This window comes from Tabrizicola sp. (assembly GCF_031377265.1).
Lineage (GTDB): Bacteria > Pseudomonadota > Alphaproteobacteria > Rhodobacterales > Rhodobacteraceae > JAUYQR01.
In genome coordinates this window covers 1-17,032 of sequence record NZ_JANMET010000213.1, presented here as the reverse complement: position 1 = coordinate 17,032, position 17,032 = coordinate 1, and the positions used below count along the sequence as shown (strand labels likewise).

General features: G+C 61.5%; 19 protein-coding genes and 1 pseudogene. 3 read left to right on the top strand and 17 right to left on the bottom strand.

Annotated elements, in window-relative coordinates:
* Both RMO18_RS12675 and RMO18_RS12670 read right to left on the bottom strand, forming a co-directional pair.
* Window positions 1-198, bottom strand: a 198-nt coding sequence (locus tag RMO18_RS12675; protein WP_309666352.1) for an SDR family NAD(P)-dependent oxidoreductase, incomplete at its 3' end; no start/stop codon positions are given.
* A gap of 68 nt (window positions 199-266) precedes the next feature.
* Complete coding sequence (locus tag RMO18_RS12670; protein WP_309666351.1) at window positions 267-632, bottom strand: nuclear transport factor 2 family protein; 366 nt, start codon at window positions 630-632, stop codon at window positions 267-269.
* 339 nt (window positions 633-971) lie between these two features.
* On the opposite strand from RMO18_RS12670, the gene RMO18_RS12665 reads away from it, so the two are divergent.
* Together RMO18_RS12665 and RMO18_RS12660 are read left to right on the top strand one after the other, a co-directional pair.
* Window positions 972-2,567 carry a peptide chain release factor 3 gene (locus RMO18_RS12665; RefSeq protein ID WP_309666350.1) on the top strand — a complete coding sequence of 532 codons (1,596 nt, stop codon included), beginning with the start codon at window positions 972-974 and terminating at the stop codon, window positions 2,565-2,567.
* Window positions 2,568-2,627: 60 nt separating this feature from the next.
* A complete protein-coding gene (locus RMO18_RS12660) occupies window positions 2,628-3,485 on the top strand; it encodes a hypothetical protein (RefSeq protein ID WP_309666349.1) in 858 nt (285 codons plus the stop codon).
* Here RMO18_RS12660 and RMO18_RS12655 read toward each other — a convergent pair.
* Complete coding sequence (locus RMO18_RS12655) at window positions 3,461-3,679, bottom strand: hypothetical protein (RefSeq protein ID WP_309666348.1); 219 nt, start codon at window positions 3,677-3,679, stop codon at window positions 3,461-3,463. The two genes, RMO18_RS12660 and RMO18_RS12655, sit on opposite strands and share 25 nt — an antisense overlap.
* 384 nt (window positions 3,680-4,063) lie before the next feature.
* Between RMO18_RS12655 and RMO18_RS12650 the strand changes: the two genes are divergently transcribed.
* Window positions 4,064-5,677 (top strand): DEAD/DEAH box helicase, encoded by a 1,614-nt coding sequence (locus RMO18_RS12650; protein WP_309666347.1) that lies wholly within the window; start codon window positions 4,064-4,066, stop codon window positions 5,675-5,677.
* A gap of 76 nt (window positions 5,678-5,753) precedes the next feature.
* On the opposite strand, the gene RMO18_RS12645 is transcribed toward RMO18_RS12650, so the two are convergent.
* From RMO18_RS12645 to RMO18_RS12580, 14 genes and pseudogenes are all read right to left on the bottom strand, one after another.
* Window positions 5,754-7,430 carry a ribonuclease J gene (locus RMO18_RS12645; protein ID WP_309666346.1) on the bottom strand — a complete coding sequence of 559 codons (1,677 nt, stop codon included), beginning with the start codon at window positions 7,428-7,430 and terminating at the stop codon, window positions 5,754-5,756.
* Window positions 7,427-8,200 (bottom strand): type III pantothenate kinase, encoded by a 774-nt coding sequence (locus tag RMO18_RS12640; RefSeq protein ID WP_309666344.1) that lies wholly within the window; start codon window positions 8,198-8,200, stop codon window positions 7,427-7,429. The genes RMO18_RS12645 and RMO18_RS12640 overlap by 4 nt, the downstream gene beginning before the upstream one ends.
* A 21-nt stretch (window positions 8,201-8,221) precedes the next feature.
* Window positions 8,222-8,965, bottom strand: coding sequence for a biotin--[acetyl-CoA-carboxylase] ligase (locus RMO18_RS12635; RefSeq protein ID WP_309666343.1), 744 nt, complete (start codon window positions 8,963-8,965; stop codon window positions 8,222-8,224).
* Complete coding sequence (gene nuoN, locus RMO18_RS12630) at window positions 8,955-10,391, bottom strand: NADH-quinone oxidoreductase subunit NuoN (protein WP_309666341.1); 1,437 nt, start codon at window positions 10,389-10,391, stop codon at window positions 8,955-8,957. Before nuoN ends, RMO18_RS12635 begins: the two co-directional genes overlap by 11 nt.
* 10 nt (window positions 10,392-10,401) lie before the next feature.
* The gene (locus tag RMO18_RS12625; protein WP_309666340.1) at window positions 10,402-11,940 is read right to left on the bottom strand and encodes an NADH-quinone oxidoreductase subunit M; all 1,539 of its coding nucleotides are present in this window, start codon (window positions 11,938-11,940) and stop codon (window positions 10,402-10,404) included.
* Between the two features lie 15 nt (window positions 11,941-11,955).
* A complete protein-coding gene (gene nuoL, locus RMO18_RS12620) occupies window positions 11,956-14,085 on the bottom strand; it encodes an NADH-quinone oxidoreductase subunit L (protein WP_309666339.1) in 2,130 nt (709 codons plus the stop codon).
* On the bottom strand, window positions 14,085-14,258 hold the full coding sequence (locus tag RMO18_RS12615) for a hypothetical protein (protein WP_309666338.1): 174 nt from the start codon (window positions 14,256-14,258) through the stop codon (window positions 14,085-14,087). Before RMO18_RS12615 ends, nuoL begins: the two co-directional genes overlap by 1 nt.
* A gap of 3 nt (window positions 14,259-14,261) precedes the next feature.
* On the bottom strand, window positions 14,262-14,567 hold the full coding sequence (nuoK, locus tag RMO18_RS12610; RefSeq protein WP_309666336.1) for an NADH-quinone oxidoreductase subunit NuoK: 306 nt from the start codon (window positions 14,565-14,567) through the stop codon (window positions 14,262-14,264).
* Window positions 14,568-14,620: 53 nt separating this feature from the next.
* Window positions 14,621-15,040 carry a hypothetical protein gene (locus RMO18_RS12605; RefSeq protein WP_309666334.1) on the bottom strand — a complete coding sequence of 140 codons (420 nt, stop codon included), beginning with the start codon at window positions 15,038-15,040 and terminating at the stop codon, window positions 14,621-14,623.
* A gap of 4 nt (window positions 15,041-15,044) precedes the next feature.
* The gene (locus RMO18_RS12600; protein ID WP_309666332.1) at window positions 15,045-15,656 is read right to left on the bottom strand and encodes an NADH-quinone oxidoreductase subunit J; all 612 of its coding nucleotides are present in this window, start codon (window positions 15,654-15,656) and stop codon (window positions 15,045-15,047) included.
* Window positions 15,653-16,063, bottom strand: a complete 411-nt coding sequence (locus RMO18_RS12595; RefSeq protein WP_309666330.1) for a carboxymuconolactone decarboxylase family protein — start codon at window positions 16,061-16,063, stop codon at window positions 15,653-15,655. The genes RMO18_RS12600 and RMO18_RS12595 overlap by 4 nt, the downstream gene beginning before the upstream one ends.
* A 4-nt stretch (window positions 16,064-16,067) precedes the next feature.
* Window positions 16,068-16,562, bottom strand: a complete 495-nt coding sequence (gene nuoI / locus RMO18_RS12590) for an NADH-quinone oxidoreductase subunit NuoI (protein ID WP_309666328.1) — start codon at window positions 16,560-16,562, stop codon at window positions 16,068-16,070.
* Between the two features lie 4 nt (window positions 16,563-16,566).
* Window positions 16,567-16,761 (bottom strand): hypothetical protein, encoded by a 195-nt coding sequence (locus tag RMO18_RS12585; protein WP_309666327.1) that lies wholly within the window; start codon window positions 16,759-16,761, stop codon window positions 16,567-16,569.
* Window positions 16,762-16,764: 3 nt separating this feature from the next.
* Window positions 16,765-17,032 (bottom strand): annotated as a pseudogene (locus RMO18_RS12580) (NADH-quinone oxidoreductase subunit H); the annotation flags it as partial.

Here is a 17,032-nt window from a genome sequence, read left to right as displayed (position 1 = left end):
GATGTCGCCCGCGACCGTGACCACATTCACCTGATGCTTGGCCCGGATCGCACCTGCCGCCGCCTCCAGCGCCTCGGTCCCGCGCGCGTTCATCACCAGATCGACGCCCGCTGCCGCCAATGCCTCGGCACAGCCGCGTCCCAGCCCCTTGGACGAGGCACAGACCAGCGCGCGCTTTCCCCTGATCCCCAGATCCATCTGCATCCCCCGCAATGTTTCACCGAAGCTAGTGCTGCTGCGGGGAATGCGCCAGAGCTGTCTATGGCCTAAGAGGCGTAGAAAAACTCCTCCCGGACGATCTTGCCGTTCTTGACGTGATAGACGCCCACTTCCTTGTCATTGGTGCGCTTGCCGGTCGCCTTGTCAGTCACATCCATTTGAAAGATCACCGCAAACCGGTCATCGCCATGAACGAATGGCCCGTCAACCGTCAGGCCGTGCATGGTCATCGCACCCTCCCACCACGCATGCTTGCCGTCGATCGCGGCAATTCCGGTCACGGTCCGCCCACCCCCCATATCGGCGGCCTCTACCGATTGCGCGTCAGGTGAATACAGCTTTTTCAGATTGGCGCGCGCCCGGTCTTCCCGGCAGCCTGCCACAAGTTCATTGGCGATTTCATTCAAAGTCATGGCATTCCTCCCAAAATGTTCACTTAATGTTCCAAACATATTGCTGCCTGCGGATTCGGGCAAGTCTGATTTCAGGGGGTGCTTTGCCATCGGCGCGCTTTGACCGACAGGCCCACTGGGCAACGCGCCTTCCCAGCCTTGCCGTTCTCTCGTCTGGTTCCGTGGCCAAAGTCTCGACCAACGGCCTGACCATTCCCGCGCTTCAGCTGCCAAAGCTTACCACATCCTTAATGACAGTAATTTTTTCCAATACAATCAAGGGCCGAATTCCTGTCCACGCGTGGACATCGAGAAATCGCCCCCGTGGACGTCCCACCGATTTTCGGCTAAACGCCCCCCATGACGAAGCACGCCCCCCTTCCGCCCGAGAGCGCCCGCCGCCGGACCTTTGCGATCATTTCGCATCCCGATGCCGGCAAGACCACCCTTACGGAAAAGTTCCTGCTGTTCGGCGGTGCGATCCAGATGGCCGGCCAGGTCCGCGCCAAGGGTGACGCGCGGCGGACCCGGTCGGACTACATGAAGATCGAGGCGGATCGCGGTATCTCCGTCTCCGCCTCCGCGATGTCCTTCGATTTCGGCCAATATCGCTTCAACCTGGTCGACACCCCCGGCCACTCAGATTTCTCCGAAGACACCTACCGCACCCTCACCGCCGTGGATGCCGCGATCATGGTGATCGACGGGGCCAAGGGCGTGGAAAGCCAGACCCGCAAGCTTTTCGAGGTCTGCCGCCTGCGTGACCTGCCGATCCTCACCTTCTGCAACAAGATGGACCGGGAAAGCCGCGACACCTTTGATATCATCGACGAGATTCAGGAAAACCTAGCCATCGACGTCACCCCGGCCAGCTGGCCCATCGGGGTCGGGCGCGAGTTTGTGGGCGCCTACGACCTTCTGCACGACCGGCTGGAAATCATGGACCGCGCCGACCGCAACAAGGTTGCGGAATCGATCAAGATCAACGGAATGGACGACCCGAAGCTGGCCGAACACGTACCGGCCGATCTGCTGAAGAAGTTCCGCGACGAACTGGAAATGGCACGCGAGCTCCTCCCGGCCTTTGACCGCACGGCATTCCTGAACGGTTCGATGACCCCGATCTGGTTTGGTTCGGCGATCAATTCCTTTGGCGTGAAAGAGCTGATGGATGGCATGGGGGAATACGGCCCGGAACCACAGCCGCAAAAAGCCGCCGAACGCCAGATCGACGCTGGCGAGACGCCGGTGACCGGTTTTGTCTTCAAGGTGCAGGCCAACATGGACCCAAAGCACCGGGACCGCGTGGCCTTTGTCCGCCTTGCTTCTGGGCATTTCGCTCGCGGGATGAAGCTGCAACACGTCCGCTCGAAAAAGCCGATGACCATCACCAACCCGGTGCTGTTTCTTGCCGCCGACCGCGAACTCGCCGAAGAAGCCTGGGCCGGCGACATCATCGGCATTCCGAACCACGGGCAACTGCGCATCGGCGACGCGCTGACCGAAGGCGAAAGCCTGCGCTTTACCGGCATTCCGTCCTTCGCTCCCGAATTGCTGCAGTCGGTGCGTGCGATGGACCCGATGAAGGCCAAACATCTGGAAAAAGCCCTCACCCAGTTCGCCGAGGAAGGTGCAGCCAAGGTTTTCAAACCGATGATCGGTTCGGGCTACATCGTTGGTGTCGTGGGCGCGCTGCAGTTCGACGTTCTGGCCAGCCGGATCGAGCAGGAGTATTCGCTCCCCGTCCGTTTCGAAGGCTCCAACTTCACCTCAGCCCGCTGGATCTCGGGACCGAAACCTGAGGTGGAAAAGCTGGTCAACGTGAACAAGGGCCATATTGCGCATGACAGCGACGGCGATCTGGTATTCCTTACGCGTCTGCAATGGGACATTGACCGCGTGGTGCGTGATTACCCCGGCGTGGTGCTTTCTGCGACAAAGGAAATGATGGTCTGATGGCTCTGGCCGCTGCCATGATTGACCCTTGCGGCGGATCTCCAGCAAACAGGCGCGAGGATGACGGATGAGGAACTTACATACCCCGGGGCGCCGAAAAGCCTGATCGACACGTGGATGCGGCGACGGCGGCGGCTGTCGATCCGCCCTGGTGAGGGGCTGCCGCCGCTGGATGTCGACCTAAAGGCGCTGTTGGCGACGCCCGTCGCGGCACCTGAACCGCTGGAACTTCCCGCCTCGTTGCATAGCAACAAGCTTCATTCGATGCGCACCGAACTTGCAGGGAAGTCCGAACTGGCCGTCCTGAACGCCATTCTGATTTCACACCTGCGCAAGTCCTGGTTTCCAGCCGTGGCCCCACATTTGTTCCTTCGCCTATGGACCGAAGAAGGTGCCGCCTTGATGGCAGAATTGCCGGGGCGGTGGCTGATTTCGTCAGTCATCACCTTTGGCGACCATGGTGCGACAGAAGCGCAACGTCGCATCGACTTGTCGATGAACGTGTTGTTTTCATTGGTAAAAATATACGAATACGAACGCATTCACACCGGCTATACGGCAGATCGGCCGTTCCGCGTTTGGTCTACTTCGGACAAGAAGCTGCCATTGGGCATGCCAGGCTTTGCACTTGTCGGCGGTGGCCTCGATGTCAACCTGCTTGCCCCGCTGTGGCGCGAGGCTTTGGCAGAACCGGTTGCGGGCGCACTTGCTTGTCATCTGCTGGAACGGCTGAACGCAGATCCGGGAACGCTGTTCCGGCGGGTTGGCAAGATGCGAGATGCAAAACTCGCCGCGCTCGCCGCGAAACGAGCTGCCGCCGCCGCCGCGATCCTGGCTCAGGAGGCGGCGGAAACTGCCGCCCCGCCACCACCTCCGGAACCGCAAGATCTGGGTCAGTCCGACGCCAGCCAGCCATGATCCGGCGAGGGTTTTGCCAAGGTCACGCGCCGGGTTTTCACCGACCATCCGACACAGCCTTCGGCGTCTATCGTCAGGGCGTGGCCGCCTTCGGAAAACCCGCGCCCTATGCGGACAATCGCCACTTCTCCGGGGCCTAACGGTCGGGTGTGCCCCAGAAACACGGCCGATTCCGACCGGACGCTGTAGCGCATGCGACGGCAGTCACCGTTGGGCGCCTGCAACAGCAATCCATAAGATTTCGCCGCAGAAACGGACTCGAGGGTATAGGTCTGTTCGCAGGGCCAACTGCCACATGCCAGAGACTCGCTTGCTGCAGACTCGGCAAAGCACAGAGCCGACACCGTAAGGAAAATCATTTTCATTTGGAATCACCTTAAAAAATCGCATAATATGTATCTTCTAATTCTTATTCATTAACCTGCTCAGGCCAAGACGGCAACGCCTGTTCCCCTGCCTTGACCCGCCCGCCTATTTCCGGTATGCGCCGCTGGCGGCCATCAGGGCCGAGACGCGGGGCGCCCGGAAACATGCGTCCCTTATTCCATGCGGTCCGATACCGCATTCATAGGACGCTTATGACCAAATTTTCCGACCTCGCGCTCGACCCGCGCGTTCTGCAAGCCGTTTCCGAAGCCGGTTACGAAACCCCGACCCCGATACAGGCACAGGCCATCCCACCAGCGCTGGCGGGGCAGGACGTGCTGGGCATCGCCCAGACCGGCACCGGCAAAACCGCAAGCTTCGTGCTGCCGATGATCACGCTGCTGGGTCAGGGCCGCGCCCGCGCTCGGATGCCGCGCAGCCTCGTGCTGGCACCAACCCGCGAACTGGCCGCCCAGGTGGCCGAGAATTTCGAAACCTATGCCAAGCACACCAAGCTGACCAAGGCGCTGTTGATCGGCGGCGTGTCGTTCGGCGAACAGGACAAGCTGATCGACCGTGGTGTTGACGTGCTGATTGCTACGCCGGGCCGCCTGCTCGACCATTTCGAGCGTGGCAAGCTCATGCTCAACGGCGTGCAGATCATGGTGGTGGACGAGGCCGACCGGATGCTGGACATGGGGTTCATCCCCGATATCGAACGCATCTTCCAGCTGACCCCGTTCACCCGCCAGACGCTGTTCTTCAGCGCCACAATGGCCCCGGAGATTGAGCGGATCACCAATACCTTCCTGACCAATCCCGCGAAGATCGAGGTTGCGCGTCAGGCCACCGCATCGCTGACCATCACTCAAGCGCTGATCCCGCTGACCCCGTCGCGCAAGGATCGCACTTTTGCCGAAAAGCGCGCGGTGCTGCGCGCGCTGATCGAGGCCGAGGGCGAGGCTTGCACCAACGCGATCATCTTCTGCAACCGCAAGATGGATGTGGACGTGGTTGCCAAATCGCTGAAGGCACATGGCTTCAACGCATCCCCGATTCACGGCGATCTTGACCAGTCAGTCCGCACCAAGACGTTGGACGGTTTCCGCGACGGCTCAGTGCGGCTACTGATCGCCTCGGATGTGGCTGCACGGGGTCTGGACATTCCGGCCGTGAGCCATGTGTTCAACTTCGACGTGCCGTCGCACCCGGAGGATTACATCCACCGCATCGGCCGCACTGGACGCGCCGGACGGCTGGGCAAGGCCTATACCATCGCTGTGCCGTCGGATGACAAATACCTTAAGGCCATTGAAAGCCTGGTGAAAATGGAAATCCCGCGCGGTACGCTGCCCGCAGGGTTTGTGCCCGGCGTCGATGACGGCTCGCCCGCACCGGCGCGCGAAGAGCGTGGCCCCCGGTCGCGCAGCCGTGACCGCGATGAACGCGGCCCACGCAAGCCCCGCGAAAGCGCTGGCCAACCGCGCGAAGCCATTGTGGTGCCAGTGCAGGTCGTGCCGGTGGCCGTGGTTGCAGAACCTGTTGCCACCCCTCGCGAAGAACCACGTCGCGAGGAGCGTCGGGAAGAACCGCGCCGCGAAGACCGTCGCGATGACCGCCGGGGCGAACGGCGCGAGGCTCAGGGCGGCCGGGATGAGCGTCGCGATCGGCCCGAGTATCGCCGCGACGACCGCCGTGATTACGGCCCGACCGTTGTCGGCATGGGCGATCATGTGCCGGAGTTCATCTTGCGCAGCTTTGCGCTGAAGACATCGACTGCCGACGACGCGGAAGAAACCGCACCGGCAAATGGCACCGAAGGCTGACAGCTTTCACGGTCCGAATGCAAAAGGCCCCGCACCTGCGGGGCCTTTTCAGTTTGTGCCGAAGGCAGCCGGCGGCTTAGTCGGCCACCAGCCGGCTGACCACAACAGTCACTTCGGGCTTCTTGCCGATTTCTTCCATCGCCACCTGCCGCACGACTTTGCGGATGGCTTCTTCCAGCTTGTCGTCATCGCGCAACAGCTTGCGCCCTGCCGCATCAAGGAACTCCGCCAGATCGGCCTCGATCGTCTCGTTCAGCGGGCGTCCGCCTTTGCCAGCACCCGGAAGGCCCATCACTTCGACCCAAGGCTCGCCCATCGGCTCGTCGTTCTCGTCCATGATTACCGTCACCAGCGCGTGCCCGTTCAGCGCCATGCGGATCCGGTCGCGCACCACCCCGTCCAGCGCCCCGATCAACGTGGTGCCGTCCAGATAGGTCCGCCCGGTTTCGACGTATTCCGCCACTTCCGGCACATCGCCAGTAATGTCGATCATCATGCCGTTCGACGCGACTTCCGCCGCAATCCCTGCCTCGGTCGCGATGCGGGCATGTTCGCGCAGATGCCGGTGTTCGCCATGCATCGGGATCAGCATGTCGGGCAACACCAGCCGGTGCACATGTTCCAGATCTGGCCGGTTTGCATGGCCGGAAACATGATACTTTCCGCCGCTGTCATCGACGACATTGACGCCCATTTCGGAAAACGCGTTCCAGACGTGCAGGACACCCCGTTCGTTCCCCGGAATGGTCTTTGACGAGAACAGGAAGGTGTCGCCCTCCTTCATCTCGATCCCCAGGTACTTGCCGCGGCTAAGTTGCGCGCTTGCCGCACGGCGTTCGCCCTGGCTTCCGGTGACCAGCAACATCAGGTTCTTGCGGGGCACATCCAGCGCTTCTTCCGGGCTGATCGTGCGCGGGAAGTTGGCCAGAACCTTCGCCTCCTCCGACGCCGAAATCATCCGCTTCATCGAACGCCCTAGCACACAGACGGACCTTTCCGCCGCACGCGCAGCCTCGGCCAGTGTCTTCAGCCGTGCCACGTTCGACCCGAAGGTCGTCGCCGCAACCATGCCGCCCGAACTTTTGATCAACTCGGTCAGCGCCGGACCAAGCGTGCTTTCCGAACGGCCCTCATGGGTTGAAAACACGTTGGTGGAATCGCACATCAGCGCCTTGACCGGACGTTCCTTGACGATCTCGGCAAATCGCGCGTCATCCCAGGCCTCGCCCACCACCGGATCATGGTCGATCTTGAAATCGCCCGAATGCAGGATGCGCCCCGCAGGCGTGTCGATAACCAGCGCCGAGCTTTCCGGAATCGAATGGCTGACCGGCACGAACTGCACCTTGAACGGACCGCACTCAACCGTAGCCGGGCGCGCCTCGACAACATGGATCATGTCCAGCGGCAGGCCCGCCTCGTCAAACTTCAGCTTTGCGATGGTGGCCGTGAACCTGCGGCAATAAACTTTCTTCTGCAGCTTGGGCCACAGATGGCCCAGAGCGCCAATGTGATCCTCATGCGCGTGAGTGATGAAGATCGCCTCAAGCCGATCCAGTCGCGCCTCCAGCCAGGCAATGTCGGCCATGATCAGATCAACGCCAGGAGAGCCGTCCATATCCGGGAACGCAACCCCGAGGTCGACGACAATCAGCCGTTCCTTGCCTGCCGGGCCATAGCCGTAGACATAGCAGTTCATGCCGATCTCCCCGGCACCGCCGAGGGGAAGGTAGATCAGCCGGTTGGTACTCATGCGATTTCCTTGTTGAAAGCGTTGATCAGGACCAACCCATGCATGGTCAAGTCATCCTCGATCGACTGAAAAAGTTCGGTTCCTTGGGCGAACAGCGACGCAAGGCCGCCAGTTGCGATGACTTTCATGGGCCGGTCGCGTTCGCGGCGCACACGGTGCACCACCCCTTCGACAAGCCCGATGTACCCCCAATACACACCAGACTGCATGCAGGCCACCGTATTCGTGCCGATCACCCGCTCCGGACGTGCGACATCGATGTGCGGCAAGGCGGCGGCAGCCATGTGCAATGCCTCAAGCGACAGGTTGACGCCCGGTGCGATCACCCCCCCGACATAGGCGCCATCGTGGTCAACCACGTCAAAAGTTGTGGCAGTGCCGAAATCCACCACTATCAGATTGCCGCCATGCCGGTCATGCGCCCCCACCGTATTGACCAGCCGGTCGGGGCCAACCGTGGTGCCCAGGTCCACCCGCGGCGGCACTGGCAGGCGGCACTCAGGCTTGCCGACCACCACAGGGCGGCAATCGAAGTATCGGTTGCACAGAACCCGCAGGTTAAACACTACACGGGGCACGGTGCTGCTGATGATCGCCTCGGTCACCTGCGCTTCGGTCTTGGTCAGCATCATCAAGCTGGACAGCCAAACGAAATACTCATCCGCCGTGCGCTTGTGGTCGGTGGCTATCCGCCACGTGGTGATGAATCGTACCCCGTCCCAGATCGAGAACACCGTGTTGGTGTTGCCGCAGTCGATGGCCAGAAGCATCGCATCCTCCCTCACCAGCCGTCAGAAGAACACCTCTGCCGCCGAAATCGCAACCGCTCCCTCGCGCATGCGCAAGATCAGGTTACCGGTGGCATCGATCGTCTCAAAAAGTCCTTCACGAACGGTTTCCCCCGTCCGCGCGCGGATCACCTCGCCCAACCGGGCCGCATGGTCAAGCCACGCGTGGCGCAGCACCGGGAAGCCTTGCGTGGCGAAAGTGGCTTCAAGTCGGGCATAGGCAGGTGCCAGCAGATCCAGAAACGCCTCTGGCGTCACCCGCTTGCCGGTTTCCGCCAGCAATGAAACCGGCGGCACGGCACCTGTTTCGACCGCATCAAGGGTTGGGGCGGCGATCAGGTTCACCCCGATGCCAATGCACAGCGTTGGCTTCTTGGTGCCCAGACCTGTGCTTTCCAGCAAGATCCCGGCCACCTTGCCACCGTTCAACAGCACATCATTGGGCCATTTCAGAGCAAGCGACCCCGACAATCCGCTGACCGCCAGCAACGCTTCGCGCAACGCAAGGGCGGCAACGAACGACCGCAAGGCGACCACTTCCGGCGCCTCGACCGGGTGCATCACCAGTGTCGCGTGAAAGTTTCCCCGGGGGCTGACCCAAGGCCGCGCGCGCCGTCCGCGGCCCGCCGTCTGGAGCCCGGCCAAGATCCACACCGGGCCATTGCCCCGCCGAAAACCTTCGGCGTTGGTGCTGTCAATCTCGGGCAGGGCAACGCGCCCCACCGCCTCGGGCCAGTTAGCGGACAAGCGCTTCCGCCGCCATCGCTGCCACCGGCTCGATCCCGAACAGGTTGACGATGCCCAAAACCATGATCAGCGCAACCGCCACCAGCATTCCCCATTGTACCGGGGCCATGCGGCTTTCGACCGGGTCCTGCTCGGTGCCAAAATACATGTAGTAGACGATCCGCAGATAGTAGAATGCCCCGATCACCGACGCCACGGCCCCTGCAGTGGCAAGCCAGACCATCTGCGCATCCACCGCCGCCTTCAGCACATAGAACTTGGCGAAAAAGCCCAGCATCGGCGGCACACCGGCCAGGCTGAACAGCAAGACCAGCATCGCCAGCGCCTTCAGCGGCTCGCGCTTGGCGAACAAGTTCAGCGCGTTGATATCGGTGACCGGGCGGCCATCCCGCTCCAGCGACAGGATAAAGGCAAAGGTGCCGACGTTCATCGTGACGTAGATCGCCATGTAGATCAGCATCGCCTGCACGCCACCGGCAGTACCCACGGCCAGCCCCATCAGCGCATAGCCCATGTGGGCGATCGACGAATAGGCCATCAGCCGCTTGATGTCGCGCTGCCCGATGGCTGCCACCGCGCCAAGGAACATCGACGCGACCGACAGTGCCGCCAGAACCTGCCCCCATTGCCCCGGAACGCCACCGAAGGCGTCCTGCACCAGCCGGGCGATCAGCGCCATCGCTGCCACCTTTGGCGCGGTCGCAAAGAACGCGGTCACTGGGGTGGGCGAGCCTTCGTAGACGTCGGGCGTCCACATGTGGAACGGCGCTGCCGATACCTTGAACGCCAGTCCCGCCAGCATGAACACAAGGCCGAACAGCAGGCCCAGCGGCACGCCATCCTGCACCGTCGACAGGATACCGGAAAACTGGGTAGTCCCGGCAAAACCGTAAACCAGTGACGCACCATACAGCAGCAGGCCCGACGACAGCGCCCCCAGCACGAAATACTTCAACCCCGCTTCCGAGGATTTCGCACTGTCGCGCCGCATCGACGCCAGCACATACAGCGCCAGCGACTGCAACTCCAACCCCATGTACAGCGACATCAGATCCCCGGCAGACACCATCATCATCATGCCGACAACCGACAGCGTGATCAGGATCGGGTATTCGAACCGCAAGAGATCGCGCCGCTGCATGTAATCCACGCTCATCACCAGCACCGCCGCCGCCGACAACAGGATCGTCACCTTGGCAAAGCGCGCGAAGGGATCGTCGATGAACATGCCGCCAAAGGCACTGCGTTCGCCCGCGCCGGCAGCGCCGATCCACAGAGCCAGCGCCACAAACAACCCCGCCGTGGCCCAGACGATCGTCGGGGCCAGCTTGTCTTTGGTGGTGTAGACCCCGGCCATCAGTGCGGCCATCGCATATCCGGCCAGAACGATCTCGGGCAGAATGGTGGTGAAATCTGCGGATGTCATGCCGGGGTCCTCAATGCAGGGCCACCTGCTCGGCCACTTCGGGCAGAGCAGCGTGGTAATCGGAAACAAGGGCCGCAACGCTCGGCCCGATCATGTCGGTCACCAGGCTCGGGTAGATGCCCAACAGCAAGGTCATCGCCACCAGCGGCGCGAAGATCAGCTTTTCGCGGCGGTCCATGTCGGTGATCGTCTTCAGCGCCTCTTTCACCAGCGCGCCAAACACGACGCGGCGATACAGCCACAGCGCATAAGCGGCGCTAAGGATCACGCCTGACGTGGCCACTGCAGCCACCCAGGTGTTGACCTGAAAAATGCCCATAAGGACCAAAAACTCGCCGACAAAGCCGCTGGTGCCGGGCAAGCCGACATTGGCCATGGTAAAGAACATGAAGATCAGCGCGTAGGCCGGCATCCGGTTGACAAGACCGCCGTAGGCGTCGATCTCGCGGGTGTGCATCCGGTCGTATATCACGCCGACGCAGAGGAAGAGCGCGCCGGAGATGAACCCATGGCTCAGCATCTGGAAGATCGCGCCATCAATGCCCTGCTGGTTCGCCGCAAAGATCCCCATCGTCACATAGCCCATATGGGCCACCGACGAATAGGCGATCAGCTTTTTCATGTCCGACTGCGCCAGTGCCACAAGGGATGTGTAGACAATCGCAATCGCGCTCATCCACAATACCAGCGGTGCCCAGATGTCCGAGGCCACCGGGAACATCGGCAGGCTGAAGCGCAGGAAACCGTAGCCGCCCATCTTCAGCAAGATCGCCGCCAGCACCACAGACCCCGCCGTCGGTGCCTGAACGTGGGCATCCGGCAACCAAGTGTGCACCGGCCACATCGGCATCTTGACCGCAAAGCTGGCAAAGAACGCTAGGAACAGCATCGTCTGCAAACCGCCCACGACCTGAATGCCCAGCAAGCTGAAGCTTTCATGCCCGAAGTCATGCGCCAGCAGCTTGACGATGTCAGTGGTGCCCGCGTCCAGATACATCGCGATGATGGCGACCAGCATCAGGACAGATCCAAGGAAGGTATAGAGGAAAAACTTGAAGGCCGCGTAGATCCGCTCCTTGCCGCCCCAGATACCGATGATCAGGAACATCGGGATCAGGCCCGCCTCGAAGAACAGGTAGAAGAGCACCAGATCCAGCGCGCAGAACACGCCCAGCATCAGGCTTTCCAGCACCAGGAACGCGATCATGTATTCCTTGACCCGGGTTTCCACGCCCCAGCACGACAGGATGGTGATCGGCATCAGGAACGTGGTCAGCATCACGAACAGGATCGAGATGCCATCCACCCCCATCCGGTAGTTAAGGCCCAGAATCCACGCCCGCTCCTCGACAAACTGAAAGCCGGTGTTGGCCGGATCAAACCCCAGCAGCACGAACAACGAGATCACGAAGGTCGCCGACGTGACGAACAGCGCCAGCCATTTGGCCCCGCGCTGTGCCGCCGCGTCATTGCCGCGCATGAACAGCGCCAGGATCACAGCCGCAACCAGCGGCAGGAAGGTGATGATAGACAGAAGCTGGTTTTCCATGATGCGTGCGCCCTCTTACTTCGCGCCGCCGAACAGCGTCATCCAGGTCACGAGGATCACGATCCCCATCACCATGGCAAATGCATAATGGAAGAGATAGCCAGACTGCACCCTCCCGGCGAGACGGGTGAAGAAGGGGATGATCCCCAGCGCCACCCCATTGATCGACCCGTCGATGACCGCCCCGTCACCCTGTTTCCACAAAAAGCCCCCCAGCCATTTCGCGGGGCGGACGATGAGAAAGTCGTAAATCTCGTCGAAGTACCACTTGTTCAGAAGGAACAGGTACAGCGGGCGCTGTTGTGCGGCCAGACGCCCCGGCAGATCGGTGCGCTTGATGTAGAAGAGCCAGGCCAGGCCAAAGCCAATCAGCATCGCGACGAAAGGCGAAACCTTGACCCATGTCGGCGCTTCATGTGCCTGATGGATCACGGTGTTGTCTGGCCCCATGAAGATCGCCCCTTTCGGTGCGGCCCCTGCGACTGCGGCATGTTCCTCGACGGGGGCGGCTTCAGTTGCCACAACCGCGTCACCCTCGGCGGGTGCGGCTTCGGTCGCGGCAACCGCCTCGGTCGCTGCCGGCTCATAATGCGCCGCCGGTTCCATAGCGAACCATTCGCGCACTTTATCTTCTTCGCCGAAGAACACGTTGTACCACAGCATCCCGGAAAACACCGCACCAAGGGCCAGAACGCCCAAGGGGATCAGCATGGTCAGCGGGCTTTCATGCGGTTCATGCGCGTGGTCGTCATGGTCGCGGCCATGGCCGTGTCCGCCTGCGCGGCTGGTCCCATAGAAGGTCATGAACATTAGCCGCCAGGAATAGAAACTGGTCATGCAGGCCGCAGCCACCAAAAGCCAGAAGGCATAGCTTGACCCAACATAGGCACTTTCGATCACCGCGTCCTTCGACAGGAACCCTGCAAAGCCGTAATGCGTCAGCGGGATGCCGACCCCGGTGATCGCCAGCGTGCCGATCATCATCGCGGCAAAGGTCAGCGGAATCTTTTTCCTGAGGCCGCCGTAGTTGCGCATATCCTGCTCATGGTGCGTCGCGGTGATCACCGAACCCGCGCCAAGGAACAGCATCGCCTTGAAGAAGGCGTGGGTGAACAGATGGAACATCGCCACCGAATAAACCCCGCAGCCCGCCGCCACGAACATGTAGCCCAGTTGCGAACAGGTCGAATAGGCGATCACCCGTTTGATGTCGTTTTGCACCAGACCCACGGTCGCCGCAAAGAACGCGGTCGAGGCCCCCACCACCACGATCATCGTCTTGGCGTCGGGCGCGTATTCATAGAGCGGCGACATCCGGCAGACGAGAAACACCCCTGCCGTCACCATGGTCGCGGCATGGATCAGCGCCGAAACCGGCGTCGGCCCCTCCATCGCGTCGGGCAGCCAGGTGTGCAGGAACAGCTGCGCCGATTTGCCCATCGCGCCGATGAAGATGAGCACGCCGATCAGGTTCGCCGCGTTCCAGTCGGTCCAGAGGAAGCTGACATTCGTCTCCGCCAGCACCGGGGCGGCGGCGAAGATATCATCCAGCCGCACCGAATCCGTCAGAAAGAAGATCGCGAAAATCCCCAGCGCAAAGCCGAAGTCGCCCACCCGGTTGACCACGAACGCCTTGATCGCCGCCGCATTGGCGCTTGGCTTGCGGTAGTAGAACCCGATCAAGAGGTAAGACGCGACGCCCACCCCTTCCCAGCCAAAGAACATCTGCACCAGGTTGTCGGACGTCACCAGCATCAGCATGGCAAAGGTAAAGAACGAGAGATAGGCAAAGAAGCGCGCCTTGTAATGCTCACCCTCGCCCCAGTTTTCGTCATGCGCCATGTAGCCGAAGGAATAAAGGTGCACGAGCGCCGACACCGTGTTCACCACCACCAGCATGATCGCGGTCAGCCGGTCCAGCCGGATCGCCCATTCGGTGCTCAACGACCCGCTCTCGATCCAGCGTAACAGCACGATCTTCTGCGTCTCACCGTCGAAAGTCAGGAAGATCTGCCAGCTGAGCGCCGCCGCGAGAAACAGCAGTGCCGTGGCAATGACCTGCCCCGCCTTTTCGCCGATGATCCGCCAGCCGAAGCCGCAGATGAGCGCGCCAATCAGCGGCGCAAAAAGGATGATCGTCGCCATTATTCAGCCCGCCGTTTCTTGATGCATCCGGCTGCCTTGCAAACAACCGTATCTTCCGCGCCCAACGGCGCGATATAGCGGCGGTTGCAGGACACGCAGCGCATGTCCACCATCCCGCCGAAAATCGTCGTCACGCGCAGGCCGCCCGCGGTGATCTGCCCCACACCTGTCATGGATCAGCCCTTCATCACGTTCACGTCTTCCACGTCGATCGTGCCGCGGTTGCGGAAGAACACCACGAGGATCGCCAACCCGATCGCCGCCTCGGCCGCAGCCACAGTCAGCACGAACATGGTGAAGACCTGCCCCACCAGATCGCCGGAGTAAGAAGAGAACGCGACAAGGTTGATGTTCACCGCCAAGAGCATGAGTTCAATCGACATCAGAATGACGATCACGTTCTTTCGGTTCAGGAAGATCCCGAAAATGCCGATGACGAACAGCGCCGCCGCCACCGTCAGGTAATGTTCAAGTCCCACCATTCTCGTTCCCTCCGGGTCTTAGGCCCGTTGTTCCGTCTCGGGCGAAAGCCCTGTTATTGCCCTGAAAGGCCAATCATCTCATCCGTGCAGGCACAATGGTCGGTGGCCAATGGCTGCGTATCAACCGCAAAGCCTGCGTCCTGCAGTGCCGCCGTCAACGCGGCCAGATCGCCGCTCTGCCCGGCCCGCCCTGCCGTCCAAAGGATATCAGTCGCCGCATCAAGTGTGTCGCTGCTCTGATCGGTCGTGGCGCGCAAGCTTTGCCCACCCTTGCAATCGGCATAGACCACCGCCTTCATACCCAACGTGTCGCCCGTCTTGTCCCACCAGTCGAACACCTGATAGCGCCCGTCGAACCCGGTGATGAACGCCGCTAACCCCAGCCCCGGCATCTCACAGGTCAGGTTCTGCGGCGTCAGAGCATGCGCTGAACCCGCTATCCCGAACGTCAGCATGATCGCCGCCAGCTTCATCCGCTTACAACCCCTGCCCCGGCTTCACGTCCTTCAGCTCCATCGCCTTGGCCGGGTCGCGCCACATCTGTTGCAGCACGTTCTGGCGCTTGATGTCGCGGCGGTGGCGCAGCGTCAGCAGGATCGCCCCGATCATCGCGACCAGCAGGATCAGGCCCGCCAGCTGGAACAACAGGATGTACTTGTCATAGATCAGCAGCCCCAAGGCGCGGGTGTTCTCCACCTCCAGCCCCGGTGCCACGGCCTGCCGTAACCCCATCGCACCGTCGGCTTCTGCCCAAACGCCGACCCCCAGCGCGATCTGCATGATCAGGATCACCCCGATCAACAGCGCCAAGGGCATGATCTTTGCCATCTCGCCCTTCAACTCGGCGAAATCGACGTCCAGCATCATCACCACAAACAGAAACAGCACGGCCACTGCGCCGACATAGACGATGACCAGCAGCATCGCCACGAACTCGGCCCCGAGCAGCACGAACAGGCCCGAGGTCGACAGGAACGCCAGGATCAGCCACAGCACGGAATGCACCGGGTTGCGGCTGATGGTGACCATCAGGCCCGCTGCCACCGTAACCACTGCAAAGGCGTAAAAGGCAAAATCGGCGACGGTCATGCGTTTTTCTCCTCAACTTCGGCAAAGACCGCCTGCGCGATCTCCAACGCTTTCTGCATCGCGGGCACCCCGCCGAACATGCTCATCTGCCAGATCACCTCGGCGATCTCGCGCTTCGTTGCTCCGGCGGCCAGCCCGTTCTTGATCGTCATCCGCAACTGCGGCTCGCCCAGGGGGCCCAGCACCGTCTGCGCCGCGATGGTCACCAGAAACCGGGTCCGCGCATCCAGACCTTCGGGGTTGAAGATCTTGCCGAACCACATCTCCAACAGCTCTTTCGGCATCGCGGGAAACATCTTTTCGAACGCCTTCACGTCGACATTCTCCATCGCCGGGGTGAAGGCCTGCGCCATCTTCTGCCCCTGCTCCATCATCGCGGCGAACATCTTGGTGAAGTCTTCGGTCATCATCTTACCTGTACGGCGCGTCGATTTCGAGGTTGCGGGCGATCTCGGCTTCCCAACGGTCGCCGTTCGCCAGCAGCTTGTCCTTGTCGTAGAACAGCTCCTCGCGCGTCTCGGTGGCAAACTCGAAGTTCGGGCCTTCGACAATGGCATCCACCGGGCAAGCCTCCTGGCAGAAGCCGCAGTAGATGCACTTCGTCATGTCGATGTCATAGCGCGTGGTGCGGCGGCTGCCGTCCTCACGCGGTTCGGCGTCGATGGTGATCGCCTGCGCCGGGCAGACCGCCTCGCACAGCTTGCAGGCAATGCACCGCTCCTCGCCGTTCGGATAGCGCCGCAACGCATGTTCGCCACGGAAACGGGGGGAAAGCGGCCCCTTCTCATGCGGATAGTTCAGCGTCTTCTTCGGCGCGAAGAAGTATTTCATGCCCAGGCCGAAGCCCTTGATGAAATCCATCAGCAGGAAATACCGGGTCGCGCGGTTCCAGTCGATGTTGGACATGTTTTCAGCCCTCACTCTCTTCGCCACCAGCAAATTCGCGCATAGCGGAGACAAAATCCAAATGGTTCAGATCCCAACCCCAGCCGCCCGTTTCCTCAATCCGCTGGCCCATCAGGCCGAACTTATTCATGAGAAACGCGGAAAGCTCAGCCAGTTCGGCGTCTGTTGCGTTCGCAAGGGTCGATCTCAGGTCGGCCATGTCTCAGCCTCCAATCGTCCAGCGGGCCCAGAAGCCGCCGAATACTTCGAATTTCGCGAGGAACGCCACCAGCACGACCCAAGCGAGGGACATCGGCAGGAAGACCTTCCAGCCGATCCGCATCAGCTGGTCATAGCGGTAGCGGGGCACGATGGCCTTCACCATGGCGAACATGAAGAAGAAGAACCACAACTTGCCGACCAACCACCACCAGCCATCGGGCAGGCCGGGGATCGGCTACAGCCAGCCGCCGAAGAACAGCAGACTGATC